The following is a 24,892-nucleotide window of genomic DNA, read 5'->3' as shown; positions in this document are numbered from 1 at the left end:
CCAATGCTCCGCAGTGGCTCCCTCCTCCGCCTTGCGATGCACGCACCCCAACGCCGCACGCTGATCCGACGCCAATTGTCAGACACGCCCTAGGGCAGCGGTGACGACGGGCCCGGGGCGCCCCACTCCGGTGGGCGCCCCGGGCCCCGCGCGTTCCTCAGGTGCCGCCGCCCAGCCCCGGCGGGACGGCCGTGTGCAGGGCCGAGACGAAGGCGGAGATGGCCGGGTGGGAGCCGGCGCCGGCGCGGAACGCGGCGCGGGTGCGGCGGTACATCGGCAGGCGGGTGAGCACGACGCCCGGCGGGAGCCCGGCCGTGCCCAGCTGGGGGACCAGGGCGACGCCCTGACCGGCCGCGACCAGGGCGAGCACCGTGGTGAAGTCGTCGATCTGGTGCCGGATGCGGGGCGCGAAGCCGGCCGCCTCGCAGGCGCGGACGGCCATGGTGTGGCAGAGGGTGTCGGGCGGGGCCATGATCCACGGCGCGTCGCGCTGCTCGGCGAGGGTGCCCGGGGCGCGGGCGGCCAGGTACATGGGCTCGGTGAAGACCGGGCGGGTCACCGCGAGGCCCGGCTCCGGGTCGGTCGGGACGAGGTCGTACTCGTGCACCAGCGCCACGTCCAGCTCGCCCGCCCGCAGGGCCGCGCCGACGGCCGCCGGGTCCACCTCGGTGACCATCGGCTCCAGTCCCGGGTGCCAGCCGGCCAGCTCGGCGAGCACCGCGGGGATGATCGCCCGGGCCGCCGAGGGGTAGGTGCCGATCCGCAGCGGGCCGGCCAACCCCCGCTTGGTGTGGGCGAGTTCGGCGCCCGCCTGCTCCAGCAGGGCGAGCACCGCCTCGGCGTGCCGGACGAGGCCGCGCCCGGCCGGAGTGAGGGTGACCCGCCGCCCGGTGCGCTCCAGCAGCGGGACGCCCGCCTCCTTCTCCAGGACGGACAGCTGCTGGGACACCGCGGAGGGGCTGAAGGAGAGCGCCTCGGCGACGGCCGCGATGGTGCCGAGGTGGGCGAGTTCGCGCAGCAGGCGCAGGCGTCGGACGTCCAGCATCGGTCCAATGTAGTCCAGCCGGCCGACCGAGCATCGGCTGTGCTTACGAGAAGCGTCGGAAATGTGAACTGGACCTGGGTGATCGGAGGGGCGCAGGATCGGGGACATGGAACTCACGGGCATCCACGTCCCCCTGATCACCCCGTTCGCCGCCGACGGCTCCGTCGCGCTCGACGCGCTGGAGAAGCTCGCGCACGAGGTCCTGGACGCCGGGGCGGCCGGGCTGGTCGCCCTCGGCACCACCGGCGAGCCGGCCGCGCTGACCGCCGGGGAGCGGGACGCGGTGGTCGACGTCGCCGCGGCCGCCTGCGCCGAGCGCGGGGCGCAGCTGACCGTCGGCGCCTCCGGCGGCGACACCCGGACCGTCGGCGAGGCGCTGGCCGCGCTCGGCGCGCGGGTGCCCCGGGCGGCGGCGCTGGTCACCACGCCGTCCTTCGTCCGGGCCGGCGAGGCGGGGACGGTCGCGCACTTCCGGGCCCTGGCCGCGAGCAGCCCGCTGCCGCTGGTCGTCTACCACATCCCGTACCGCACCGGGCAGCAGCTCTCCACCGCCGCGCTGCGCGAACTCGCCGCGATCGAGGGCGTGGTGGGCGTCAAGTACGCGACCGGCGGGCTGGACCAGACCGCCGTCGAGCTGCTCGCCGACGCCCCCGAGGGGTTCGCCTTCCTCACCGGCGAGGACGCCTACCTCTCGCCGATGCTGGCGCTCGGCGCGGCCGGCGGCATCCTCGCCTCCGCCCACCTGGCGACCGCCCGCTTCGTCGAGCTGGTCGAGGCCTGGCGGGCCGGGGACGTGGCGCGGGCGCGGGAGCTCGGGCACCGGCTGACCGGGCTGGCGCTGTCGGCCTTCACGGCGCCGAACCCGTCGGTGACCAAGGGCGTGCTGCACGCCCAGGGCCGCATCCCGACCCCGGACGTGCGGCTGCCGCTGCTGCCGGCCGGTGCGGAGGAGGTCCGTGCCGCGCTGGCTCTCGCCAGTGGTCTGGACCAGTAGTGGCGCTCTCACAGCGTGGAACGCCGGGCCGTCCGACCCCTGTGACAAGGCATGATGGACAGAGTGCGGCCGTGAACAGCACGATTCAGAGGAGTAGTCGGAGATGAAGATCGGTATTGTCGGCGCCACCGGCCAGGTCGGCGGCGTGGTCCGCGAGATCCTCGCGGAGCGGAACTTCCCGGTGAAGCAGCTGCGGCTGTTCGCCTCGGCCCGCTCGGCCGGGCGCACGCTGCCCTGGCAGGGCACCGAGGTCACCGTCGAGGACGCGGCCACGGCCGACTACACCGGCCTGGACATCGTGATCTTCTCGGCCGGCGGCTCGACCTCCAAGGCCCTGGCCCCCAAGGTCGCCGCGGCCGGTGCCGTCGTGATCGACAACTCCTCCGCCTGGCGCCGCGACCCCGAGGTCCCGCTGGTCGTCTCCGAGGTCAACCCGGAGGCCGTCGCCGACCGCCCCAAGGGCATCGTCGCCAACCCGAACTGCACCACCATGGCCGCCATGCCCGTGCTGCGCCCGCTGCACGAGGAGGCCGGTCTGGCCGCGCTCGTCGTCTCCACCTACCAGGCCGTCTCCGGCAGCGGTGTGGCCGGCGTCGCCGAGCTCCAGGACCAGGCCGCCAAGGTCGTGGACGGCGCCGCCGCGCTCGCCCACGGCGGCGGCGCCGTCGAGTTCCCGGAGCCCAAGGTCTACCGGCGTCCGATCGCCTTCAACGTGGTGCCGCTGGCCGGCTCCCTCGTGGACGACGGCTCCAACGAGACCGACGAGGAGCAGAAGCTCCGCCACGAGAGCCGCAAGATCCTCGGCATCCCGGACCTGAAGGTCGCCGGCACCTGCGTGCGCGTCCCGGTCTTCTCCGGCCACTCGCTGCAGATCAACGCCCGCTTCGAGCGTCCGATCAGCCCCGAGCGCGCCGCCGAGCTGCTCGGCGCCGCCCCCGGCGTCGAGCTGTCCGAGATCCCCACCCCGCTCCAGGCCGCCGGCCGGGACCCGAGCTACGTCGGGCGCATCCGGGCGGACGAGACGGTCGACAACGGCCTGTCGCTGTTCGTCTCGAACGACAACCTGCGCAAGGGCGCCGCGCTGAACGCCGTCCAGCTGGCCGAGCTGGTCGCCGCCGAGCTCAAGGGCTGAGTACGGAGCCCCCGGCGGCCCCGGCGGCACGGGGCGTCCACCGGCCGGAACACCCTCCCCGCGTGACCTGAGGCGGGCCCCGTCGTTGTACGGGGCCCGCCTTCGCTTTCCCCCGCTCCGCGCCGGTACGGCTGTTGCGGTACCGGGACAACCGGCGAGGTTCGGCAGGCGAACCGCGGGTAAAAGGTGACCCAACGATCGGGCGGCGACGGGGGCCCCTCACCTCGGCACGCCCGGACGACGGGCCGACCGCCCACTCCCGAACCGACCGACCCGACCGACTCCGAGGGCGAGCGAAAAGAGGTGCGCGATGGACCGCTGTGTCGTCCTGGTGGACGCCGGATACCTGGTGGGCGCCGCCGCCAGCCTGCTCGCGGGGGATCCGTCCCGCTCCAAGGTCACCGTCGACCACACGGCCCTGATCGCCGCGCTGCGCGAGCGCGCCGAGGCCGAGACCGGACTGCCGCTGCTGCGGATCTACTGGTTCGACGCCGCCCCCGACCGGCGCCCGATGCCCGAGCACCGGCGGCTGCGGGTGCTGCCCAGGGTCACCGTGCGGCTCGGTGCGCTCACCCGGGCCGAGGGGCGCTGGGTGCAGAAGGGCGTGGACGCCGCGATGCACGCCGAACTCTCCGAGCTCGCCCGCAACCGGGCCTGCGCCGACGTCGTGCTGATCACCGGCGACGGGGACCTGCTGCCCGGCATGATGACCGCCAAGGAACACGGGGTGGCCGTCCACCTGTGGGCCCTGCAGGCCGCCGACGGTGACTTCAACCAGTCCGAGGACCTGGTCGGCGAGGCGGACGAGCGGCGGGTGCTGGACCGCGAGTGGATCGAGGGGTCCTTCTCGCTGCGGGAGCACTCCAGCGTGTACCCGGCCCCCGGCGCCCGGCAGGAGATCGCCAAGATCCTCTCCGCCCCGCCGGCCGCCCCGCCCGCCGCGCTGCCCACCGTGGTGCCGCCGGCGGCCCGACCGGCGGCAGCGGCCGGGGACGGGGCGGGCGACGCCCCCGCCGGCGACGGCCGGCCGCAGCCGGCCGCCGCCGCGCTCAAGGTCGTACCGACACCGAAGGACCTGGCCGGACGGGCCTCCTCCGTCACCCCGATCACCGCGGCGGCGAACGGCGGCAACGGCCACGGCCCCCACGGGCCGGGCGCCAACGGGCACACCGCCACCGGGCACGGGACGAACGGGCACGGCGCCGTCGCGCAGGCCGGGCCGGTGCTGCGGTGGTCATCGGACCGCGGCTGGGTCGACCGGCCCGCCCCCGAACCCGCCGTCACCGCCGGCGACAGCCTGCCCACCCTCGCCCACCTCACCACCGCCGAGCAGCGCTGGGCCGACCGCGAGGAGGACATCACCTCCATCGGCGGCGACGCCCACGAGGTCGGGCAGGTCTTCGCCCGCCGCTGGAGCGAACGCGTCGGCGACTCCGAAAGACTGACCGTGCTCTGGCCCGACTACCCGCGCATCCCGCACCGGGTGGACGGCGAGCTGCTGCGCTACGCCGCCCGCTTCGGGCTGCTGGCGCACAAGGACGACCAGATCGACGAGCACGACCGCTACGCCATCCGGGCCGGGTTCTGGAAGGAGCTGGCGGCCCGGGTCCCGGGCGGCTCGATGGTCGTCGACGACTGAGCCGGCCGATCGGCGCCCCGGGGCCCGGGACGGGCCCGAGGGCCCCGTTGTCCGGTTCGCCCGTACGAGCGCGTAGAGTCTTCGGTCGTGAACGAGACGGCGGGGCGAGCACCCGAGGAACCCCTGCCGTGCGTGGCCGTGCGCGACCTGGTCAGGACCTACCGCGGCGGGCGCGGCGCGGCCGCCACCGAGATCCGGGCCAACGACGGCATCACCCTCACCGTCCGCACCGGCGAGATCTTCGGCCTGCTCGGGCCCAACGGAGCCGGGAAGTCGACGCTGGTGCGCCAGCTCACCGGGCTGCTGCGCCCCGACTCGGGATCCGTCGAACTCTTCGGCCACGACATCGTTCGGCACCCCGACCGGGCCGCCCGGCTGCTCGGCTACCTCGGGCAGGAGTCGACCGCGCTGGACGAGCTGACGGTGGCGCTCGCCGCCGAGACCACCGGACGGCTGCGCGGACTCACCCGGGCGCGGGCCCGCGGCGCGGCTGCGGACGTGCTGGCCGAGCTCGGACTGGAGCCGATCGCCGCCCGGCCGCTCGCCAAGCTGTCCGGCGGGCAGCGGCGGCTCGCCTGCTTCGCGGCCACCCTGGTGGGGGAGCGGCCGCTGCTCGTCCTGGACGAGCCCACCACCGGCATGGACCCCGTCGCCCGGCGGGCCGTGTGGAGCGCCGTGGACCGGCGGCGCGCCGAGCACGGGACGACGGTGCTGCTGGTCACCCACAACGTGATCGAGGCGGAGACGGTGCTCGACCGGGTCGCCGTGGTGGACGACGGCCGGGTCATCGCCTGCGACACGCCCGGCGGGCTCAAGGCGCTGGTGGACGGCGACGTCCGGCTCGACCTGGTCTGGCGGGACGAGGCGCCGCTCGGCGTGCCCGCCGTCGCCGCGCTGCGCGAACGGGCCGAGTGCACCGGCCGCCGCTGGACCGTCCGCACCACCCCCGAACAGGCCCGCGAACTGGTCGCCGCGGTGACCACCGGCCCGGCCTTCGCCGCGCTCGACGACTTCACCCTCGCCACCCCGAGCCTTGAGGACGCCTACCTCAAGCTGGGCGGCCGCCACGGAGGACTGGCCAAGTGACGCTGCTCTCGGTGCCCCCGCGGACCGACCGGTCCACGGCCGCCCCCGCCCCCCTCGCCCCCGCGGCCCGGCTGCTGCCGGCGCTCGCGGCCGTGTACCGGGCGCAGCTCGCCCGGGCGCGGGTGGCGCGCATCCCGCTGCTGTTCGTGGCCACCTTCCAGTCCGTGGGCATCCTGGTGATGATGCGGGGCGTGGTGGACGCCGGGCAGTCCTCGGAGGCGCGGTCGGTCGTCGCCGGATCGAGCGTGCTGGTGGTGGCGTTCGTCGCGCTGAACCTGCTCGCCCAGTACTTCGGCAAGCTGCGGGCCACCGGCGGGCTCGACCACTACGCGACGCTTCCGGTGCCCGCCGCCTCGGTTGTGCTGGGGGCGGCCGCCGCGTACGCCTCCTTCACCCTGCCCGGGACGCTCGCCACGGCGGTGTTCGGGGCGGTGATGTTCGGACTGCCGCTCGGGCAGCTGTGGGTGCTGCTGGCGGTCGTGCCGCTGGCCGGGGCCGCGCTGTCGGGGCTGGGGGCGGCCTGCGGGCTGCTGGCGCCGCGGCAGGAGATCGCGACGATGCTCGGGCAGCTCGGCATGTCGGCCGCCCTGCTGCTGGGCGTGCTGCCGGCGGGCCACCTGCCGCAGCCGGTGCAGTGGCTGCGGGACCTGCTGCCGTCCACGTACGGGGTGGACGCCTTCGCGCGGACCTTCGCGCCGGATCCGGACTGGGCGCTGGTGCTCGTGGACCTCGCGGTCTGCGCGGGGGTGGGCGTGGTGTCGCTGGCCGTCGCCACCTGGGCGTACCGGCGGGCGGTCTCCCGCTAGGGTCCGCGTTCCGTCGGTACGGTGGTGGGTCGTTCGCGTGGCCGTCGTGAAACGATGGGCCCCGTGACCGTACCGAACACACCTCCGGATCCCGTCCCCGCCGATGTGCAGGCGGTGCCGGACGCAGCGTCCGATCCGTTCGCGCCGCCGCCGCACGGGGCCACCGCCCTCGGGGCGGAGGCGAGCCCGTTGGGGCAGCGGCTGCTGCCGGAGGTGCGGCTCGGGGCCGGTGTCGTGGTCGCCTGTCTGGTGGCCGGACTGGTGGTGGCCGGGCTGTGGGCCTGGCTGGCGCCGAAGGTGCCGCTGGTGGTGGACGGGGACCGCATCCTCTACGCCGACCCCGAGGGGGAGCAGCGGGCCGGGGCCGACGCGGTGTTCGTGCTCATCGGCCTGGGCGCCGGGATCCTGACCGCGCTCGGGGCCTTCCTGGTGACCCGGCGGCGCGGTGGCGGCATCGCGGTCGCGCTGGGGCTGACCGTCGGCGGGCTGCTCGGATCGATCGGCGGCTGGCGGATCGGCCGCAGTCTCGGGCCCAGCAGTGACCTGATCGGCGAGGCCCGGCGGGTCGGCAACGGCGGGCACTTCGACGCGAGCATCGACCTGGGGGCGCTGGGGGCGCTGCTGGTCTGGCCGATGGCGGCGATGGTGGTGCTGCTCCTGCTCTCGGCGGCGTTCGGGAAGCGCGAGGAGGACCCGCCGCCGTACTGGGCGCCGGTGGCGCAGAACCCGCTGGCGGCACCTCCGGCGGGGGCTCCGGCGGGGCCGTGGGCCGGGCCGGGGCCGGGGAGCGGTACGGGGCACTGACGCCCGCTCCCGGCCGGTCGCCGTCGGCACGCACCTGCCGCGCCCCGCGCCCCGCTCCCATGGAGCCGGGGCGCGGGGCTTTTTCAGGGCGTTCCCGGTGGTCCGGGGCGCGGCTCAGCGCGCGATGGCGGCGGTGCGGGCCCCGGTGAGGGCGACCAGGTCGGTGGGGGCCAGCTCGACTTCGAGGCCGCGCCGGCCCGCCGAGACGTAGACGGTGGGGTGGCCGAGCGCGCTGGCGTCGACGACGGTGCGCAGCGGGCGGCGCTGGCCCAGCGGGGAGATGCCGCCCAGGACGTACCCGCTGCTGCGTTCGGCGGCGGCCGGGTCGGCCATCGCGGCGCGCTTGCCGCCGACGGCCGCCGCCAGGGCCTTGAGGTCGAGCTGTCCGGCGACCGGGACCACACCGACGGTCAGGGTGCCGTCCACGTCGGCGACCAGGGTCTTGAAGACCCGCTCGGGGGCGACGCCGAGGACCTCGGCGGCCTCACCGCCGTAGGAGGCGGCGGCCGGGTCGTGGTCGTAGGCGTGCACGGTGAACGGGACGGCGGCGGCTTCCAGGGCGACGGTGGCGGGTGTGCCCTGGCCGCCCTTCTTCGTCTTCTTGGCCATGCGGGGTCCTCGGTCAGTTGGGGCTGAAGGACTGGCGGGTGAGGTCGACGGCGGGCAGCGAGGGCAGCCAGCTGAGGACGGCGGTCTCGCGGCGCAGCAGGTCGAGCTCGGTGCGCAGCCGTTGCGCGGTGTCCGGGCAGGCGAGCAGCCGCTGCTTGACCGGGGTCTCGAACACCGAGGCGGCGGCGACCAGGTAGGAGAGCACCTGGGGGTCGTCCGGGAGCTCCTGGTGGCCGACGGTGCTGGCCTCGCGGGCGCCGGCCAGGCGCTTCTGGTAGACCCGGAACGCCCGCTCGACCTCGGAGGCCAGGGCGCCGGAGCCCTCGCCGGGACGCTCCTCGATCGGCTCGATCCCGCCGGTCAGGTACGGGCCGGAGGCGTCCACCGAGTGCAGCTCGAACCGGGTGGTGCCGGTGACCAGCAGCTCGTAGCGGCCGTCCGGCTGGTGCTGGACGGAGGCGATGTCGGCGACGCAGCCGACCGGGAAGATCGCCTCCAGCGGGTCCCCGGTGACGGTGCCGAGGCCGTCCAGCGGACCGGCCGGGCCCTCCTCGGGCCGGACCGGCGCGACCTCCCGGCCGTCCTTGATCGCGAGCACGCCGAACCGCCGGGGGGTGTCCTCGGGCTGTTCGAGCAGGTCGGCGACGAGACGGCGGTAGCGCTCCTCGAAGACGTTCAGGGGCAGCACCAGGCCCGGGTAGAGCACGGTGTTCAGCGGGAAGAGCGGCAGCCGTTCTGTCACGGCGGACAGCGTAGTTCCCCGGGCGGGGGCCTTGTCGCAGGGTTGACGGGGCCGGCCGTCCGGCGGGGCCGTCCGACCGGGCCGGGCGGCCCCGCCCGAGCGCGCCGGACGGCGGCCGGCTCAGCCGCGCTGGAGCATCCGGGTGGCGCCGGCCACGACGGTGGAGGCGAGCAGCCAGCCGATCACGACCAGCCCGGCGGAGATCCACTGGGTGAGGCCGCCGGGGTTCCAGCCGCCCTGGTTGAGGTCCACGATCGGCAGCAGCTGGTTGAGGGTGTACAGCACCGGGTTCCAGTGCGGGCGTTCGTCGGCCTTGAGCGGCTCCAGCGGGTGGGTGGCGAACCAGAGGCTGCCGAGGATCCAGGCGAGCAGCAGCCACAGGCCCGCCCGGCCGGGTCGGTAGCCGTAGCCGACGGTGGCGTCCTGGACCGCGCCCCAGGCCCGGGCCGGCAGCGGCAGGGTGCGCCGGCGCCGGCGCTGCTTGGCGTAGAGCACCTCGCGGGCGTCGTCGTCGGCGCCGTCGCGGCGCAGGGCGGCCGCGAGCTGCTCGTAGGACTCCGGCTGGAAGTCCACCGAGGAGCCCTCCAACCAGGCGATCCGCTGCCGGACGGAGAAGGGCCGCATCGGGCGCAGGTTCTCGTAGACGAAGCCGGTGAGGCCCAGGTGCCTGCCGAGCGGCCAGGCCTCCGGCTTGTCGACCAGGTTGCCGACCCGGGCGCGGGAGAGGGACACGGTGCCGGTGGGGCGGAAGTCGCAGGAGAAGCGCAGCTCGGGGGTCTGGATGCGGCGCAGCGAGAGCTCGTCGTCGTCCTCCAGGTGGAACTCCCCGGAGATCAGGCAGGCGCCGTCGAAGCGGGAGTCGGACAGCCGGACCCTGCCGTGGGCGCGGAACGGGGTGACCGGGCCGTCGGACGGCGGGACCTGGCCGTAGCCGGAGCCGTAGTAGCCGCGGGAGCCGGTCCAGCCGAGGTCGGCGGAGCCGGTCAGGTAGAGGGTGTGGCCGATGACGACCCGGACGGCGTTGAGGCAGGTGCGGTTGTGCCGCCGGTCGGCGTGCAGCTGGGCGCCGCGCAGCGAGAGGCGGCCGCCTATCCGGGCCGTGCGTATGCTCAACTCGCCCCGGGTCTCCAGGCGTTCGGCCTCGAAGTCCTGGTTGACGGTGATCCCGTCGGCGGAGACGGCCCGGCCGAAGCGGTCGCCGCCGACGTGCGTCTGGTTGAGCAGCAGGTCGGTGCCGATCTTGGCGTCGGTGAGCCGGATGCCCTCGGGGAGGCGGCAGCGCGCCAGGTGGAGGTCGCCGGTGGTGGAGAGCCGGGAGGCCTCCAGCCGGGGGATCAGGCAGTTCACGAAGCGCAGCGTCGGCGCCGAGGCCTCGGAGACCAGGATCTTGTGCTCGAAGCGGCACTCGTGGAGTTCGATGTAGTGGCCGATGGCGGCGCCGGCCAGGTTGAGCGAGTCGGTGACCCGCACGCCGCTGAACCGCAGCGAGGCGACCCGCCCGGGGGCGGGCTCCGGGCCGGCCAGCAGCAGGTGGGCGAGCACCTCGGCGCGGACGGTGCGCTCGGGGCCCCAGACGGCCCCGCCGAAGGGGTCGTCGGTCTCCGCGTCGCCCGTTCGCAGGTCCAGGATCCGGCCCTGGCGGTACGCCTCCCAGAGCTGCTGCTCGACCCCGCTCCAGCCCTCCGGAGCACGCTCCGCCATGGTTTCCCCCGTCCCCCGGTCGTCTCGCCTTTCGTATCACGGACTGAAATGCGGGACCAGCGGTTCCGGCCACTCCCTACACTGGGTGGCGTGATCTCTCGAATCGACCTCCGCGGCTCGCTGGACGACCCGCGTGACCTGCTGCCCCGTGCCGAGTTCGACGTTGCGGCCGCCCTGGAGAAGGTGCGGCCGATCGCCGAGGACGTGCGCCATCGCGGGGTCGCGGCGCTGATCGAGATCACCGAACGCTTCGACGGCGTCCGGCTGGAGTCGACCCGGGTCCCGGCCGAGCAGCTGACCGCGGCCCTGGAGACGCTGGACCCGAAGGTGCGGGCCGCCCTGGAGGAGACGATCCGCCGGGCCCGCACCGTGCACGCGGACCAGCGCCGCACCGGCCACACCACCCAGGTGGTGCCGGGCGGCACGGTCACCCAGCGCTGGGTGCCGGTCGAGCGGGTCGGCCTGTACGTGCCGGGCGGGCTGGCGGTCTACCCGTCCTCCGTGGTGATGAACGTGGTGCCGGCCCAGGAGGCGGGCGTGCGCGGCATCGCGGTCACCTCGCCGCCGCAGAAGGAGTTCGGCGGCCGGGTCCACCCGGCCGTCCTGGCGGCCTGCGCGCTGCTCGGCGTGGACGAGGTCTACTCCGTCGGCGGTGCCCAGGCGGTCGCGATGTTCGCCCTCGGCACCGAGGAGTGCGCGCCGGTCAACGTGGTCACCGGCCCGGGCAACATCTACGTGGCCGCCGCCAAGCGCTACTTCGCCGGCCGGATCGGCATCGACTCGGAGGCCGGCCCGACCGAGATCGTCGTCCTCGCCGACGACAGCGCGCTGGCGTCCGACGTCGCCGCCGACCTGATCAGCCAGGCCGAGCACGGCCCCACCTCCGGCTCGGTGCTGGTCACCGACTCCCCGGCGCTGGCCGACGCGGTCGAGGCCGAGCTGGCCGTGCAGGTCGCGCGGACCAAGCACGGTGAGCGGGTCGCCGAGGCGCTGGGCGGCAAGCAGTCCGGCATCATCCTGGTCGACGACCTGGAGCAGGGCCTCGCCGTCGTCAACGCCTACGCCGCCGAGCACCTGGAGATCCAGACCCGCGACGCCCACGCCGTCGCGGCCCGGGTGGTCAACGCCGGTGCGGTCTTCATCGGCCGCTGGACCCCGGTCTCGCTGGGCGACTACGCGGCCGGCTCCAACCACGTGCTGCCCACCGGCGGCTGCGCCTGCCACTCCTCCGGGCTGTCGGTGCAGACCTTCCTGCGCGGCGTCCAGGTCGTCGAGTACGACCGGGACGCGCTGGCGGACGTCGCCGCGCACGTGGTCAACCTGGCGAACGCCGAGGACCTGCCGGGGCACGGGGACGCGATCAAGGCTCGTTTCGACTGGACGGTTCCCGGCTCGTGACTCCTCCGACCCCTTCGGACGCCTCGACCCCTCCGGCCGCGGTGACCCGCATCGACGACCTGCCCGTCCGGGACGAGCTGCGCGGCCAGTCCCCGTACGGCGCGCCGCAGCTGGACGTGCCCGTCCAGCTGAACACCAACGAGAACCCGTACCCGCTGCCCGAGGCACTGGTGGCCCGGATCGCCGAACGGGTCGCCGAGGCCGCCCGCGGGCTCAACCGCTACCCGGACCGGGACGCGGTCGAACTGCGCGAGGGCCTCGCCGGGTACCTCTCCACGACCACCGGTTTCCCGGTCGGCCGGGAACAGGTGTGGGCCGCCAACGGCTCCAACGAGGTGCTCCAGCAGCTGCTGCAGACCTTCGGCGGCCCCGGGCGCAGCGCGCTCGGCTTCGAGCCCTCCTACTCGATGCACGCGCTGATCTCCCGGGGCACCGGAACCGCCTGGATCTCCGGCCCGCGCAACGACGACTTCACCATCGACGTGGACGCCGCCGTCGCCGCGATCGCGGAGCACCGGCCGAACGTGGTGTTCGTCTGCTCGCCCAACAACCCGACCGGCACCGCCGTGGACGCCGCCACCGTGCTGCGGCTGTACGAGGCCGCGCAGGCCGCCCGGCCCAGCCTGGTCGTGGTGGACGAGGCGTACGTCGAGTTCTCGCACCGCGCCTCGCTGCTGCCGCTGATCGAGGGCCGCCCCAACCTGGTGGTCAGCCGCACCATGTCCAAGGCCTTCGGCGCGGCCGGGCTGCGCCTGGGCTACCTGGCCGCCGACCCGGCCGTGGTCGACGCGGTGCAGCTGGTGCGCCTGCCGTACCACCTGTCGGCCGTCACCCAGGCGACCGCGCTGGCCTGCCTGGAGCACACCGACACCCTGCTCGGGTACGTCGGACGGCTCAAGGAGGAGCGCGACCGGCTGGTCGACGCGCTGCGCGGGATGGGTCTGGAGGTCACCGACTCGGACGCCAACTTCGTCCAGTTCGGGCGCTTCGCCGACACCCGGGCGGTGTGGCGGGCCATCCTCGACCAGGGCGTCCTGGTCCGTGACAACGGTGTGCCCGGGTGGCTGCGCGTCACCGCCGGCACACCCGCCGAGAACGACGCCTTCCTGGACGCCGTCCGCAATGTGATCAAGGAGCTGTAACCCCATGTCCCGCATCGGACGCGTCGAGCGCACCACCAAGGAGACCTCGGTCCTGGTCGAGATAGACCTCGACGGCACCGGGAGGACCGACATCTCCACGGGCGTCGGCTTCTACGACCACATGCTCGACCAGCTCGGCCGGCACGGCCTGTTCGACCTCACCGTCAAGACCGACGGCGACCTGCACATCGACACCCACCACACCATCGAGGACACCGCCCTCGCGCTCGGCGCCGCCTTCAAGCAGGCGCTCGGCGACAAGGTGGGCATCTACCGCTTCGGCAACTGCACGGTGCCGCTGGACGAGTCGCTCGCCCAGGTCACCGTGGACCTCTCCGGCCGGCCGTACCTGGTGCACACCGAGCCCGAGGGCATCGCGCCGATGATCGGCTCGTACGACACCACGATGACCCGGCACATCCTGGAGTCCTTCGTGGCCCAGGCGCAGATCGCGCTGCACGTCCACGTGCCGTACGGGCGCAACGCGCACCACATCGTGGAGTGCCAGTTCAAGGCGCTGGCCCGGGCGCTGCGCTACGCCGCCGAGCGCGACCCGCGCGCGGCCGGAATCCTTCCGTCGACCAAGGGTGCGCTGTGAGCAATACCGCGATGATCCTCATCTTCGTCGGCCTCTTCCTGGCCGGCGGAGTCATCTCCTTCTGGAAGCAGAAGCACTCGAAGAGCGTCATCCTGGTGCTGGCCTTCGGCTCCGTGATGTGCCTGGCCTCCGGCCTCATGCGCCTCTAGGGCGCAGGACACCCCGCACCCGCCGACCGCCGCACAGAGACTGGACACCTGAACATGGGCAAGAACGTCGTCGTCCTCGACTACGGCTCCGGCAACCTCCGCTCGGCGCAGCGCGCCCTGGAGCGGACCGGAGCGGACGTCACGGTCAGCTCCGACTACGACACCGCGATGGCCGCGGACGGCCTGCTGGTCCCCGGCGTGGGCGCCTTCGAGGCCTGCATGCGCGGGCTCAAGTCCGTCCGTGGCGACTGGATCATCGGCCGCCGGCTCGCCGGGGGCCGGCCGGTCATGGGCATCTGCGTCGGCATGCAGATCCTCTTCGAGAAGGGGGTCGAGCACGGCGTGGAGACGGCCGGCTGCGACGAGTGGCCGGGCACGGTGGAGCCGCTGGACGCCCCCGTCGTCCCGCACATGGGCTGGAACACCGTGGACGCCCCCGAGGGCGGCCGGATGTTCGCCGGCCTCGACCCGGAGACCCGCTTCTACTTCGTGCACTCCTACGGGGTGCGGCACTGGGAGCTGGAGACCCACAGCGCGCGGATCAACCCGCCGCTGGTCGCCTGGACCACCCACGGACAGCCGTTCGTCGCGGCCGTCGAGAACGGCCCGCTGTGGGCCACCCAGTTCCACCCCGAGAAGTCCGGCGACGCCGGTGCCGCCCTGCTGACCAACTGGGTCAACACCCTCTGACTGTCTGAGAGTTGGAACTGATGAGCCTCGAACTGCTGCCCGCCGTCGACGTCCGTGACGGCCAGGCCGTCCGCCTGGTCAAGGGCGCCTCCGGCACCGAGACCTCCTTCGGCGAGCCGCTCGCCGCCGCCCTCGCCTGGCAGAACGCCGGCGCCGAGTGGCTGCACCTGGTCGACCTCGACGCCGCCTTCGGGACCGGCAGCAACTACGAGCTGCTGCGCGAGGTCACCGGACAGCTGGACATCAAGGTCGAGCTGTCCGGCGGCATCCGCGACGACGAGTCGCTGGCCCGCGCGCTCGCCACCGGCTGCACCCGGGTCAACCTCGGCACCGCCGCCCTGGAGGCCCCGGAGTGGGTCGCCAAGGCCATCGCCGAGCACGGCGACAAGATCGCCGTCGGCCTGGACGTGGTCGGCACCACCCTGCGCGGCCGCGGCTGGACCCGCGACGGCGGCCAGCTCTTCGACGTGCTGACCCGCCTCGACCAGGAGGGCTGCGCCCGCTACGTCGTCACCGACGTCAACCGGGACGGCACCCTGACCGGCCCCAACCTCCAGCTGCTGCGCGACGTCTGCGCCGCGACCGACAAGCCCGTCGTCGCCTCCGGCGGCGTCTCCTCGCTCGACGACCTGCGGGCCATCGCCTCGCTCGTCGCCGAGGGTGTCGAGGGCGCCATCGTGGGCAAGGCACTCTACGAGCAGAAGTTCACCCTCGAAGAGGCCCTGGAGGCGGTTTCCGGATGACGGACGGTCGGATCGTGCGCGGCGAGGTCGTACGTGGCAGGGTTGCCGGATTCTCCCCCTGGGAGGACGAGTTCGGCTACTCCCGGGCGGTCGCCGCGGGCGACCACGTGCACGTCGCCGGCACCACCGCCTGGGTGGACGGCCGGATCGAGCACGAGGGCGACCCGTACCGGCAGACCCTCGCCGCGTTCGGCGTCGGGCTCAAGGCCCTGGCCGCGTACGGTCTGACCACCGACGATGTCGTCCGCACCCGGATGTACATCACCCACGTCCGCGACGCCGAGGAAGTGGGCCGCGCCCACCGTGAACTCTTCGGCGCCGCACGCCCGGCGGCCACCATGGTGGTGGTCGAGGGCCTGATCGACTCCCGGATGATGGTCGAGGTCGAGATCGACGCGTACCGGTCCGGACTGGCAAAGACCCTGGCGGCCCAGAAAGCCCAGGAAGTTCCGGAAGGCGAACAGCCGTGACCCTCGCAGTACGTGTCATCCCCTGCCTCGACGTGGACGCCGGGCGGGTGGTCAAGGGCGTCAACTTCCAGAACCTGCGCGATGCCGGCGACCCGGTCGAGATGGCCAAGCTCTACGACGCCGAGGGGGCCGACGAGCTGACCTTCCTCGACATCACCGCCTCCTCCGGCGACCGCGAGACCACCTACGACGTGGTCCGCCGCACCGCCGAGCAGGTCTTCATCCCGCTGACGGTCGGCGGCGGCATCCGTGCCGTCGACGACGTCGACAAGCTGCTGCGGGCCGGCGCCGACAAGGTCGGCGTCAACACCGCGGCCATCGCCCGGCCGGAGCTGATCCGCGAGATCGCCCAGCGGTTCGGGCGGCAGGTGCTGGTGCTCTCGGTGGACGCCCGGCGCTGCCCCGAGGGGACGCAGACGCCGTCCGGCTTCGAGGTCACCACGCACGGCGGACGCCAGGGCACCGGGCTGGACGCCGTCGAATGGGCGGGCCGCGCGGCCGAGTTGGGCGCGGGCGAGATCCTGCTCAACTCGATGGACGCGGACGGCACCAAGGACGGCTACGACCTCGACATGATCCGGGCCGTGCGCAAGGCCGTCTCGGTGCCGGTGATCGCCTCCGGCGGCGCGGGCAAGCTCGCCGACTTCGCGCCGGCCGTCGACGCGGGCGCGGACGCGGTGCTCGCCGCCAGCGTGTTCCACTTCGGGGACCTGCGGATCGGCGAGGTCAAGGACGCGCTGCGGGAGGCCGGGCACCCGGTGCGGTAGCCGTCCCGTACGGTTCGAGGGCCCGTCGTCCGACTCCGGACGGCGGGCCCTGCCGCGTCCGGTCAGGCCTGGTTCGGATCGCCGTGGATCAGCGCGAACGGGGCGCCGTTCGGATCCGCCAGCCAGGCGAGCCGGCCGACGTTCCGCACGTCCGAGGCCGGCATCAGCACCGAGCCGCCCGCCGCCGTCGCCTTCGCCACCCGCGCGTCCACGTCCTCGGCCGCGAAGTACGGCGTCCAGGCGGACGGCTGTTCCGGGGACATGGTCGGGGCGATGCCGCCGAAGCCGGTGGCCTCCTGGTCGCCCTCGGCGGTGGAGACCACCCGGTAGCTCATGCCCGGCGACGGCTCGAAGTTCTGCACCCGCCAGCCGAACAGCGCCCGGTAGAACGCGAAGGCGCCGTCCTGGTCGGAGGCGTGCAGCTCGGCCCAGACCAGGGCGGCCTCCTCGGACACGGCGTCCAGGCCCTTGGTGTCGCCCGCCTCCCAGACAGCGAACCGGGCCCCCTGCGGGTCCGAGAACTGCGCCAGCCGGCCCTCCCGCATCACCTCCATCGGCCCGACCAGGACCTTGCCGCCGGCCTGCTGGACGGCGTTCACGGCGGCGTCCGCGTCGGCGGTGCGGAAGTACGTCGTCCAGGAGGAGCGGTCACCCTCCTGGAGCGGGCCGATCGCGCCGACGGTCCTCCCGTCCAGCTGGACGAAGCCGTAGCCCATCGCGTCGGGGATCTCCAGGAAGGTCCAGCCGAACACCTGGCGGTAGAACCCGGCAGTGGCGGGGATGTCCGGGCTGCCCAGGTCGATCCAGCAGGGCGAGCCGAGGGGGAAGTCGGTGGTGATCATGGCGAGGGCTCCTTCGACGGGGCATGGCCGGCCTGGAGGGGCCGGGGCGGTTCCGTCGGGCGCGCGCCCGCCCGCTCCCCGGCCACCTGCGAGTCTGCACCCGGGCACCGGCATCCGCAGCCGGGAGGCGGCCCGCCGGACGGAACCGGCATCACGGGCGCGGCTCCGTCAATCCATCGAGATGTCGGAATCGTAGCCCTCGTGGTCGGAGTCGGAATCCGTTCCGTAGTCGGTCGTGACCTTGGTGTCGTGGACCTTCTCGTCGCACTGCCACACCAGCGTGGCGTAGGTGTTCGAGATCCGCTCGACCAGGTAATCGGCGAAGCCGGCGGCGTCCTGGAGCGCGTATCCGGGCATTTCCATATTGGCGGCCCGGGACATCCAATGCGGACCAGGGCGGACACCTTCCTGCCCCTGGAACAGCTTGATGTAGCAGGACACGCACGGACGCTTCGTTCCCGCCAGGCTCTCCGGGACGACCTGCGGGACGGACCCAGGCTCGTGAGGCAGGCCTGCCGCCTGGGCCTCCTCCTCGGCCCTCTTCTCGGCCGCTGCGGTGAGGTGGCCGACGATCCTGCGTTCGGCGTGGAAGCCGTCCTCCCCCGCGGTGACCACGGTCACCGGGTTCTTCAGCGCATTGATGACGTTCCGGTAGTCCCCCGCGTAGTCCCTCGTGGTCGCGGTCTCGGCTTCTGCCTCAGTCTCGGGTCCGGCCTCGGTTCCGGCGGCACCGGTCAGCCGGGTGTGCGCCTTCCTGGTGTGCCGGGCGAGCCTGTCGTCGTCACCCCTGCCCCCGAATCCGGGGATCTCGCGGACCTTTCCGATCACCTCGGTCAGGAACACCTCGCCGGTTTTTCCCGCCGCCTGCGACTCCAGAGTGGCCAGTGCCGCGTTGTTGTTCGCGGAGAGGTAGAGGGTGCCGTCGTGGACGGCGGCCTGGATCTCGATCGGCGGTTTGCCGAGGAGCTTCAGGTACTCCATCACCGCAGTCGATATCCAACGCATGGCCTGCTTGTCGCGCTTGTCGTCGAAAGGCGCGCGAGCGATGGCGTTCGCGGGATTGGCCTTGTACGCCGCGGTTCCGGACTGGTAGTCCTTCTCGGTCGCGTCGACTCCGGATACCCGGTGGAACGTCATTCTCGACCACACCTCGTGCGATCCCTCAGCCACCCATCCCGCCGCTTTGAGCTTGGTCTTCACCGCCTCGGCGAACGCCTGGTTCCTCAGGGCCGCGGCCGATGGCGTCCTGGGCTTCTTGGGCGCACTCGATGCATTCGATGCGTTCGTGGACGCCTTACGCCTGCGCGACGCCTTCTTGGGGGCCTTCTTGGGCACCTTGGACATGCGTTGGACCGCGGCGCCGCCCGCCGTGTGGTCGCGGGCCTCGTGGAGCATCCGGCCGACCGCGGCATTGCCGACGCTGCGCTGTAGTGCTGACAGCGGCGGCAGGGGTGTCGTGCCACGTGCCGCCAACCTGCCGGCCGACGAGTGGCCGCTCTCGGCCTCTCTGCTCTCTGCCCGATCCTTCGACTCGCCGTGGGCGTGCATGGCCCCCCCTCCCGTACGGAAATGACCTGACACCTCCCTGATAGCAGTCAGCCGTAGGTGGCACCAGCAGCCAACGGGCAGTCCTCCCTGGCCGATCAGGCACACCACGGTGCCCGTCCCGACCCCCCGGGGCCCTCTACTTCGCGGGCAGCGGCAGGACGTGCCGCAGGGCCTCCACGGCGTCCGGGTCGCCGTCGACGGTGAGGGCCGTCCGCTCCCCCCGGCCGTAGACGAACAGGACCAGCTCGGCGGGCTCGCCGGTGAGGCGGACGGTGGGGGAGCCGGCGGGGCCGACGGTGAGGGAACGGCCGTCCGGGTGGGTGAGGGCCAGCCGCACGGGGGAGCGGCGGCCGGCCTCCATGCGGGCGATGAGGGGCAGACGGCGCCAGAGGGCCTCGGCGCGGCCCGGCGGGACCGGCTGCGGCGTCCAGTCCCCGGCCGCGCGCAGGACGTCCTCGGCGTGCACGTAGTACTCGACGGTGTTCGCCGCCTCGTCGGCCCCCGGCAGGGCGAACGGGGAGTACACCGGCGGGCCGCCGCGGAACAGCCGCACCAACTCCTCGTACGGCCGCTCCGCGTAGCCGTCCTGCACCCGCTGCGTCCACCCGGCCAGCGCGCCGACCCGGATGCCGGCCGCGGCGTCGGGCCGGCGCTCACGGATCACCAGATGGGCGGCGAGGTCCCGGGTGGTCCACCCGGCGCAGAGCGTGGGGGCGTCCGGCCCGGCGGCGGCGAGGAGCTGGGCGAGCCGGTGACGTTCGGCGAGCGCGTGGTTCGACATGCCGTCAGCCTAGGGCGTGTCTGACAATTCCCGCCGGGCGTGCGACGCCGGGGCACGCACCTCGCCGCGTTGTCGTCGGTCGCCAATGGCCCCCAGCCTCCGGCCGGGAGGTGCCCCCACCGCAGTGGCTCCCTCCTCCGCCTTACGATGCACGCACCCCAACGCCGCACGCTGATCCGACGCCAATTGTCAGACACGCCCTAGGCGCTCAGCCGGGCCCGGGGCCCGCCCTGCTCGGCCGTTTCCTCCCGTGCGGGCCTCGACCGATGGCCCGGCGTCGCCGGTTCGTGGGCGGTGGCGCCCCGGACCTCCGTGCCAGGCGGCGGATTCAACGCCGCCGGAAGGACGCCCGCCGCTGGGCTGCCTGGTTCAGCCCGGCAGTCCACGGGTCCGGATCCGCTCCGGCGATGTCGGCCCACATCCGGGCCTGGGCCTGCGCGAAGCGGCAGGGCCGTCGGCCTTCGGGGAGGTGTCCTGTCGGCACGGGTTGTCGTCGCTGCACTCGGGGAGGGCATCGGCGCCGAACCCCTCCAGGTCGTCGATGAACGAGACCTCTATCGGCTACCTCGGCGACGGCCCGAGCGTCTCCCTTGATTCATGCTTGATTCATGGCGGGACTGACCGCGGTGTGGGCTCTCCGCCTGCCGAGAGCCCACACCGAAATCCCGCCCATCTGAAGAGCTTCTGGTCTGCCGGGGCCGTGCCCCGCGGCGATGCCGCAGGTGCGGGTGGCGGCCCGTGCGGGGCGAGTTCGGGCAAGTGGCTGTCGGGGAGGGGGCTGGTGGGCCATCCTCTTGGCCATGACCTCCGAGCAGCCGCCGCCCGCAGCCGGCTCCCGCCCGTCCCGCGGCCTGGTCCTCACCGTCGCCGCCGTGCTGGTCGTCCTGCTCGCGGTGGTGGCCACCGCGGTGCTCTGGCCGGACGACAAGAAGCCGGCCGCGGCGCCGCCTCCGCCCCCGCCCACTCCCACGGCCACCCCGACGCCGACACCCACCCCTACGCCCACGCCGCAGCCGCCGTACGCCTTTTTCCCGGTCGGCGCCTGCTTCGACCACCCGCAGCTGAGCCCGGTGATCACCAAGCCCGAGGAGCGGCCCTGCACCGGCGACCACGACGGCGAGGTGATCGCCGACCTCAAGCTCGCGGACGGCCTGACCGGCGAGATGCAGGTCGCCCTCGCCATGCTGAACGGCTGCAAGGAGGCCGAGGCCGCCGCCAAGGCCCGCCAGGGCGACGGGAAGACCTACTACGGCCGCCAGTTCGGCCCCGCCATGGCCAACTACCAGCAGGGCTGGCGCGACTACACCTGCACCCTCGCCGCCAGCAACAAGCAGGGCGGCCCCAAACTCACCGCGCAGCTGCGCCCGTAGCGGGTCTCGTCGTCGGAGCTCTCCGACGCCGCCCCCGGCCCGCGGAGGGGCGGCGCCGGACTTCGGGTTCCCGGCCGGGGCCCGCACGTGGGGAGTGCCGGGCCGGGTGGGGGTGGTGGGGCGGGTGCTGCCGGGGTGGCGGGGTGGGCTGACACAATGGGCGCATGTCCACCACACCCGCCGCTCCCGGCAGCACCGCCCTCGCCCCCGAGATCGCCGCCCGGCTCAAGCGCACCGAGGACGGGCTGGTCCCGGCCATCGCCCAGCAGTACGACACCGGCGAGGTGCTGATGCTCGGCTGGATGGACGACGAGGCGTTGCACCGCACCCTCACCACGGGCCGCTGCACCTACTGGAGCCGCAGCCGCCGTGAGTACTGGGTGAAGGGCGACACCTCGGGTCACGTCCAGGCGGTCAAGTCGGTGGCCCTGGACTGCGACGGCGACACCCTGCTGGTCAGGGTCGACCAGAGCGGCGCGGCCTGCCACACCGGCGACCGCACCTGCTTCGACGCCGACGTGCTCCCGCTGTCCTGACCCCTCCCGTCCACAACTCCAGAAGGTGCCGCCCGTCATGGATCTCGAAGCCTTCCGCAAGCTCGCCGTCGACACCCGGGTCATTCCGGTCACCCGCAGGCTCCTCGCGGACGGCCTCACCCCGATCGGCCTCTACCGCAGCCTCGCGGAGGAGCGGCCCGGCACCTTCCTGCTGGAGTCCGCCGAGCAGGGCCGCAGCTGGTCGCGCTACTCCTTCGTCGGGGTGCGCAGCGCCGCTTCGCTGACCGTCGGCCCGGACGGCGGCGCCCGCTGGCTCGGCACCCCGCCGGTGGGCATCCCCACGGAGGGCGACCCGCTGGAGGTGCTGCGCGCCACGCTGCAGGCGCTGCACACCCCGCGGCTGGAGGACGACGGCCTGCCTCCGCTCACCGGCGGCCTGGTCGGCTACCTCGGCTACGACATCGTCCGCCGGCTGGAGAAGCTGCCCGACCTGAACCCGGACGACCTGGGCCTGCCCGAGCTGACGATGCTGTTCGCCACGGACCTCGCGGTGCTGGACCACGCCGACGGCACGGTGCTGCTGATCGCCAACGCCGTCAACCACAACGACCTGGCCAGCGGTGTCGACGAGGCCTGGGCGGACGCGGTGGCGCGGCTGGACGCGATGGAGGCCGAGCTGTTCAAGCCGGTCGACCCGGGCCTGGCGACCTTCACCCCGGCCGGCCCGGGCGAGGTGCGCTCGCCGTTCGGCGGCGAGCCGTACCGGGCCGCGGTCGAGGTGATCAAGGAGCGGATCCGGGCCGGCGAGGCCTTCCAGGTGGTGCCCTCGCAGCGCTTCGAGGCGCCCTGCCCGGCCTCCGCGCTGGACGTCTACCGGGTGCTGCGCACCACCAACCCCAGCCCGTACATGTACCTGTTCCGCTTCCCCGGGCCGGACGGCGGGGCCGAGGGCGGCTTCGACGTGGTCGGTTCCAGCCCGGAGGCGCTGGTCAAGGTCACCGACGGCGAGGCGATGCTGCATCCGATCGCCGGCACCCGGCACCGCGGCGCCACCCCGCACGAGGACGCGGAGCTGGCCGCGGAGCTGCTCGCCGACCCCAAGGAGCGGGCCGAGCACCTGATGCTGGTGGACCTCGGCCGCAACGACCTGGGCCGGGTCTGCGAGCCGGGCAGCGTCGAGGTGGTCGACTTCATGCAGATCGAGCGGTACAGCCACGTGATGCACATCGTGTCGACGGTGACCGGCACGGTCGCCCCGGGCCGCACCGCCTTCGACGTGCTGACGGCCTGCTTCCCGGCCGGCACCCTGTCGGGCGCGCCCAAGCCGCGGGCGATGCGGATCATCGAGGAGCTGGAGCCGACCCGCCGCGGTCTGTACGGGGGTTGCGTCGGCTATCTGGACTTCGCCGGGGACTCGGACACCGCGATCGCGATCCGTACCGCGGTGCTGCGCGACGGCACCGCGTACGTGCAGGCCGGCGCGGGCGTGGTCGCCGACTCGGACCCGCACGGCGAGGACACCGAGTGCCGCAACAAGGCGGCCGCCGTGCTGCGGGCCGTCGCCACCGCCAATACGCTGCGGACGCCGGAACTGTCGTAGCGCCCGCGGTGGTCGCAGCGGCCGTACGTACCGGCGTCGTGACTGCCGGAGCGCGCGAGGAGGCGGCCGGGATGCCCGAGGTGCCGTACGACGAACTGCGCTGGGCGGTCGTGCTCGGCGCCGCCGGGCAGCTCGGCGAGCAGCCCGCCGGTCACGGCCGGGTGCTGTCCGGGGTGGCGATCGACTTCCCGGCGCCGCCCGGCGGCCCCGCCCCGCGACGGCGGGAGCAACGGCAGGAGCAGGACGGGCGGGACGCCCCGGAACCGGCCGTGCTCGCCCCGGACCTGGCCGTGCTGGCCCCGGACGCGGCGCGGGGCGGCCGGGGCCGGTTCGGCGCGGCCGGGGTGGAGGCGGTGCTGGAGGTGGCCCGGCCGGGCCTGGGGGAGACGTCGAGGGCGTACGCGCGCGGTGGCGTGCCGCTGTACGTGGTGGTCGATCCGGCGGCGGCGGTCTGCACGGTGCACACCGCGCCGTCCCCCGAGGGGGTGTACCGGGAGGCCGAGCGGGTGCCGTTCGGCAACGACCTGTTCCTGCCGCTGGGCGGCCGCACGGTGGTGCTGCGGACGGACGACTTCCCCGCCCGGTCCGCGACCGCGCCGCCCGCCCCGCCCGGGGCCCCGGCCCCCACCCCGGGTGCGGACCCGGGCGTCGGCCGGGGGATAGTGGACGGGTGACCGCTGAGCAGACCCCCGCCCCCGCCACCTCCGGCCGCCGCACCCTCGGCGTGATGCTGCTGCTGACCGTGCTGAGCGCCGTGCTGGTGCTGACCGCGGTCGGGCGGACCTGGGCCGAGGGGCGGGCGGGCACCCTGGACGTGTCCGTCACCGGCGGCAAGATCTCCGAACTGCCCGGCGGGCTGGCCCTGGTGGGCCTCGCCGCGGCGGTCGCGGTGTTCGCGGTGCGCGGCGTCGGCCGGCTGGCGGTCGGCGCGCTGACCCTGCTGGCCGGGCTCGGCGCGGCCGCCGCCTCGGTGGCCGGGTCGGGCGACACCGCCGCACTGGACGCGGAGGCGGCCCGCAAGCTGGCGCTGACCGGTTCGGCGGCGACCGAGGTCTCGCACACCGCCTGGCCCTGGGTCGCGCTGGTCGGCGGGGCCCTGCTGGCGCTGGCCGGACTGCTCACCCTGCGCTACGGCCGGAGCTGGCCGGCCATGGGCAGCCGCTACGAGGCGCCGACCCGCCGGACTCCGGCGAAGACGGAGACGCCGGGTGACCTGTGGAAGGCGCTGGACCGCGGCGAGGACCCGACCGCGGTGTGAGCGGCGCGCATGTGACGCGATAGACCCACCACCCGCTTTGGGCCGCCGGTGTGTGGCCCGGCACAATGGAACCCGTCAACCCGCCGGCGGCCCCGCAGGCCCGGCCGGGCCCCGAGAGCCAAGGAGCACCACTCAGATGGCAGCAGCAGCACACGGCCACACCCCCGCCGCCTGGACCGGCGTCATCATCTCCTTCGTCGGCTTCGGCGTCGCGGGCGTCGCGATGATCCTTCCGTCGGTGCTGCTCACCATCGTCGGTGCGGCGATCATCGTGGCGGGCGGCGTGGTCGGCATGATCATGTCCGCCGCGGGCATGGGCAAGCAGGCGAGCACCAACGTCTACAAGACGCGCGAGGAGCAGATCGCGGCCCGCGAGGCCCGCGCCGCCGTCACCGCCTGACGATTCGCTCGTCGCACCACACGTTTGTCGTACATCGGAACGGCGGGCGCGCCGCGCCCGCCGTTCCGTCGTGTCCGGGCC

The 24,892-nt window shown here is 74.0% G+C and carries 27 protein-coding genes; 20 read left to right on the top strand and 7 right to left on the bottom strand.

The window, feature by feature from the left end:
- Window positions 1-157 precede the first annotated feature (157 nt).
- Entirely contained in the window at window positions 158-1,045 is an 888-nt protein-coding gene (locus ACWD4P_RS24195; RefSeq protein WP_449781014.1) for a LysR family transcriptional regulator, read from the bottom strand.
- A gap of 106 nt (window positions 1,046-1,151) precedes the next feature.
- On the opposite strand from ACWD4P_RS24195, the gene ACWD4P_RS24190 reads away from it, so the two are divergent.
- The 6 genes from ACWD4P_RS24190 (at window position 1,152) to ACWD4P_RS24165 (ending at window position 7,506) form a co-directional block, all read left to right on the top strand.
- Complete coding sequence (locus ACWD4P_RS24190; protein WP_359830412.1) at window positions 1,152-2,039, top strand: dihydrodipicolinate synthase family protein; 888 nt, start codon at window positions 1,152-1,154, stop codon at window positions 2,037-2,039.
- Between the two features lie 103 nt (window positions 2,040-2,142).
- Window positions 2,143-3,171 (top strand): aspartate-semialdehyde dehydrogenase, encoded by a 1,029-nt coding sequence (locus tag ACWD4P_RS24185; protein ID WP_449781013.1) that lies wholly within the window; start codon window positions 2,143-2,145, stop codon window positions 3,169-3,171.
- A 310-nt stretch (window positions 3,172-3,481) separates the two neighbouring features.
- Window positions 3,482-4,810 carry an NYN domain-containing protein gene (locus ACWD4P_RS24180; protein ID WP_449781012.1) on the top strand — a complete coding sequence of 443 codons (1,329 nt, stop codon included), beginning with the start codon at window positions 3,482-3,484 and terminating at the stop codon, window positions 4,808-4,810.
- Window positions 4,811-4,897: 87 nt separating this feature from the next.
- A complete protein-coding gene (locus tag ACWD4P_RS24175) occupies window positions 4,898-5,896 on the top strand; it encodes an ABC transporter ATP-binding protein (protein WP_449781011.1) in 999 nt (332 codons plus the stop codon).
- The gene (locus ACWD4P_RS24170) at window positions 5,893-6,702 is read left to right on the top strand and encodes an ABC transporter permease (protein WP_359828242.1); all 810 of its coding nucleotides are present in this window, start codon (window positions 5,893-5,895) and stop codon (window positions 6,700-6,702) included. The genes ACWD4P_RS24175 and ACWD4P_RS24170 overlap by 4 nt, the downstream gene beginning before the upstream one ends.
- Window positions 6,703-6,765: 63 nt before the next feature.
- Complete coding sequence (locus tag ACWD4P_RS24165; protein ID WP_449781010.1) at window positions 6,766-7,506, top strand: hypothetical protein; 741 nt, start codon at window positions 6,766-6,768, stop codon at window positions 7,504-7,506.
- Between the two features lie 114 nt (window positions 7,507-7,620).
- Here ACWD4P_RS24165 and ybaK read toward each other — a convergent pair whose 3' ends face one another.
- The 3 genes from ybaK to ACWD4P_RS24150 form a co-directional block, all read right to left on the bottom strand.
- On the bottom strand, window positions 7,621-8,115 hold the full coding sequence (ybaK, locus tag ACWD4P_RS24160) for a Cys-tRNA(Pro) deacylase (RefSeq protein ID WP_449781009.1): 495 nt from the start codon (window positions 8,113-8,115) through the stop codon (window positions 7,621-7,623).
- Between the two features lie 13 nt (window positions 8,116-8,128).
- Window positions 8,129-8,857: an LON peptidase substrate-binding domain-containing protein gene (locus tag ACWD4P_RS24155; RefSeq protein ID WP_449781008.1), complete on the bottom strand. Its 729-nt coding sequence runs from the start codon at window positions 8,855-8,857 to the stop codon at window positions 8,129-8,131.
- A 120-nt stretch (window positions 8,858-8,977) separates the two neighbouring features.
- Window positions 8,978-10,558 carry an oxidoreductase gene (locus tag ACWD4P_RS24150; protein ID WP_449781007.1) on the bottom strand — a complete coding sequence of 527 codons (1,581 nt, stop codon included), beginning with the start codon at window positions 10,556-10,558 and terminating at the stop codon, window positions 8,978-8,980.
- Window positions 10,559-10,648: 90 nt separating this feature from the next.
- Between ACWD4P_RS24150 and hisD the strand changes: the two genes are divergently transcribed.
- The 8 genes from hisD to hisF are packed head-to-tail and all read left to right on the top strand — an operon-like array spanning window position 10,649 to window position 16,515.
- Complete coding sequence (hisD, locus tag ACWD4P_RS24145) at window positions 10,649-11,956, top strand: histidinol dehydrogenase (protein WP_359828252.1); 1,308 nt, start codon at window positions 10,649-10,651, stop codon at window positions 11,954-11,956.
- Between the two features lie 41 nt (window positions 11,957-11,997).
- Window positions 11,998-13,098, top strand: a complete 1,101-nt coding sequence (locus ACWD4P_RS24140; RefSeq protein ID WP_449781006.1) for a histidinol-phosphate transaminase — start codon at window positions 11,998-12,000, stop codon at window positions 13,096-13,098.
- Between the two features lie 4 nt (window positions 13,099-13,102).
- On the top strand, window positions 13,103-13,696 hold the full coding sequence (gene hisB / locus ACWD4P_RS24135) for an imidazoleglycerol-phosphate dehydratase HisB (RefSeq protein WP_049650368.1): 594 nt from the start codon (window positions 13,103-13,105) through the stop codon (window positions 13,694-13,696).
- Window positions 13,693-13,845, top strand: coding sequence for a hypothetical protein (locus tag ACWD4P_RS24130; RefSeq protein WP_359828256.1), 153 nt, complete (start codon window positions 13,693-13,695; stop codon window positions 13,843-13,845). The genes hisB and ACWD4P_RS24130 overlap by 4 nt, the downstream gene beginning before the upstream one ends.
- 54 nt (window positions 13,846-13,899) lie before the next feature.
- Window positions 13,900-14,535 carry an imidazole glycerol phosphate synthase subunit HisH gene (gene hisH / locus ACWD4P_RS24125; protein WP_359828258.1) on the top strand — a complete coding sequence of 212 codons (636 nt, stop codon included), beginning with the start codon at window positions 13,900-13,902 and terminating at the stop codon, window positions 14,533-14,535.
- 20 nt (window positions 14,536-14,555) lie between these two features.
- The gene (gene priA, locus ACWD4P_RS24120; RefSeq protein WP_449781005.1) at window positions 14,556-15,278 is read left to right on the top strand and encodes a bifunctional 1-(5-phosphoribosyl)-5-((5-phosphoribosylamino)methylideneamino)imidazole-4-carboxamide isomerase/phosphoribosylanthranilate isomerase PriA; all 723 of its coding nucleotides are present in this window, start codon (window positions 14,556-14,558) and stop codon (window positions 15,276-15,278) included.
- Window positions 15,275-15,748 (top strand): RidA family protein, encoded by a 474-nt coding sequence (locus tag ACWD4P_RS24115; protein ID WP_359828260.1) that lies wholly within the window; start codon window positions 15,275-15,277, stop codon window positions 15,746-15,748. Before priA ends, ACWD4P_RS24115 begins: the two co-directional genes overlap by 4 nt.
- Window positions 15,745-16,515: an imidazole glycerol phosphate synthase subunit HisF gene (gene hisF, locus ACWD4P_RS24110; RefSeq protein ID WP_449781004.1), complete on the top strand. Its 771-nt coding sequence runs from the start codon at window positions 15,745-15,747 to the stop codon at window positions 16,513-16,515. The genes ACWD4P_RS24115 and hisF overlap by 4 nt, the downstream gene beginning before the upstream one ends.
- A 62-nt stretch (window positions 16,516-16,577) precedes the next feature.
- On the opposite strand, the gene ACWD4P_RS24105 is transcribed toward hisF, so the two are convergent.
- From ACWD4P_RS24105 to ACWD4P_RS24095, 3 genes are all read right to left on the bottom strand, one after another.
- Window positions 16,578-17,357 (bottom strand): VOC family protein, encoded by a 780-nt coding sequence (locus ACWD4P_RS24105; RefSeq protein WP_449781003.1) that lies wholly within the window; start codon window positions 17,355-17,357, stop codon window positions 16,578-16,580.
- 168 nt (window positions 17,358-17,525) lie between these two features.
- Entirely contained in the window at window positions 17,526-18,905 is a 1,380-nt protein-coding gene (locus tag ACWD4P_RS24100; protein ID WP_449781002.1) for a hypothetical protein, read from the bottom strand.
- 136 nt (window positions 18,906-19,041) lie between these two features.
- Window positions 19,042-19,686 carry a TIGR03085 family metal-binding protein gene (locus ACWD4P_RS24095; protein WP_359828265.1) on the bottom strand — a complete coding sequence of 215 codons (645 nt, stop codon included), beginning with the start codon at window positions 19,684-19,686 and terminating at the stop codon, window positions 19,042-19,044.
- An 800-nt stretch (window positions 19,687-20,486) separates the two neighbouring features.
- Here ACWD4P_RS24095 and ACWD4P_RS24090 point away from each other — a divergent pair.
- The 6 genes from ACWD4P_RS24090 (at window position 20,487) to ACWD4P_RS24065 (ending at window position 24,811) form a co-directional block, all read left to right on the top strand.
- Window positions 20,487-21,056 (top strand): hypothetical protein, encoded by a 570-nt coding sequence (locus ACWD4P_RS24090; RefSeq protein ID WP_449781001.1) that lies wholly within the window; start codon window positions 20,487-20,489, stop codon window positions 21,054-21,056.
- Between the two features lie 164 nt (window positions 21,057-21,220).
- Window positions 21,221-21,592: a phosphoribosyl-AMP cyclohydrolase gene (hisI, locus tag ACWD4P_RS24085; protein WP_359830985.1), complete on the top strand. Its 372-nt coding sequence runs from the start codon at window positions 21,221-21,223 to the stop codon at window positions 21,590-21,592.
- 37 nt (window positions 21,593-21,629) lie between these two features.
- A complete protein-coding gene (locus ACWD4P_RS24080) occupies window positions 21,630-23,153 on the top strand; it encodes an anthranilate synthase component I (protein WP_359830983.1) in 1,524 nt (507 codons plus the stop codon).
- A gap of 38 nt (window positions 23,154-23,191) precedes the next feature.
- A complete protein-coding gene (locus ACWD4P_RS24075; RefSeq protein ID WP_449781000.1) occupies window positions 23,192-23,827 on the top strand; it encodes a Uma2 family endonuclease in 636 nt (211 codons plus the stop codon).
- Window positions 23,824-24,411: a TIGR02234 family membrane protein gene (locus ACWD4P_RS24070; protein WP_449780999.1), complete on the top strand. Its 588-nt coding sequence runs from the start codon at window positions 23,824-23,826 to the stop codon at window positions 24,409-24,411. The genes ACWD4P_RS24075 and ACWD4P_RS24070 overlap by 4 nt, the downstream gene beginning before the upstream one ends.
- Window positions 24,412-24,547: 136 nt before the next feature.
- Window positions 24,548-24,811 (top strand): HGxxPAAW family protein, encoded by a 264-nt coding sequence (locus ACWD4P_RS24065; RefSeq protein WP_359818961.1) that lies wholly within the window; start codon window positions 24,548-24,550, stop codon window positions 24,809-24,811.
- Window positions 24,812-24,892 lie beyond the last annotated feature (81 nt).

The sequence above is a fragment of the Kitasatospora sp. NPDC002543 genome (genome assembly GCF_053594915.1).
The sequence above is the reverse complement of the archived record's forward strand: the minus strand, read 5'-3'. Positions and strand labels throughout refer to the sequence as shown.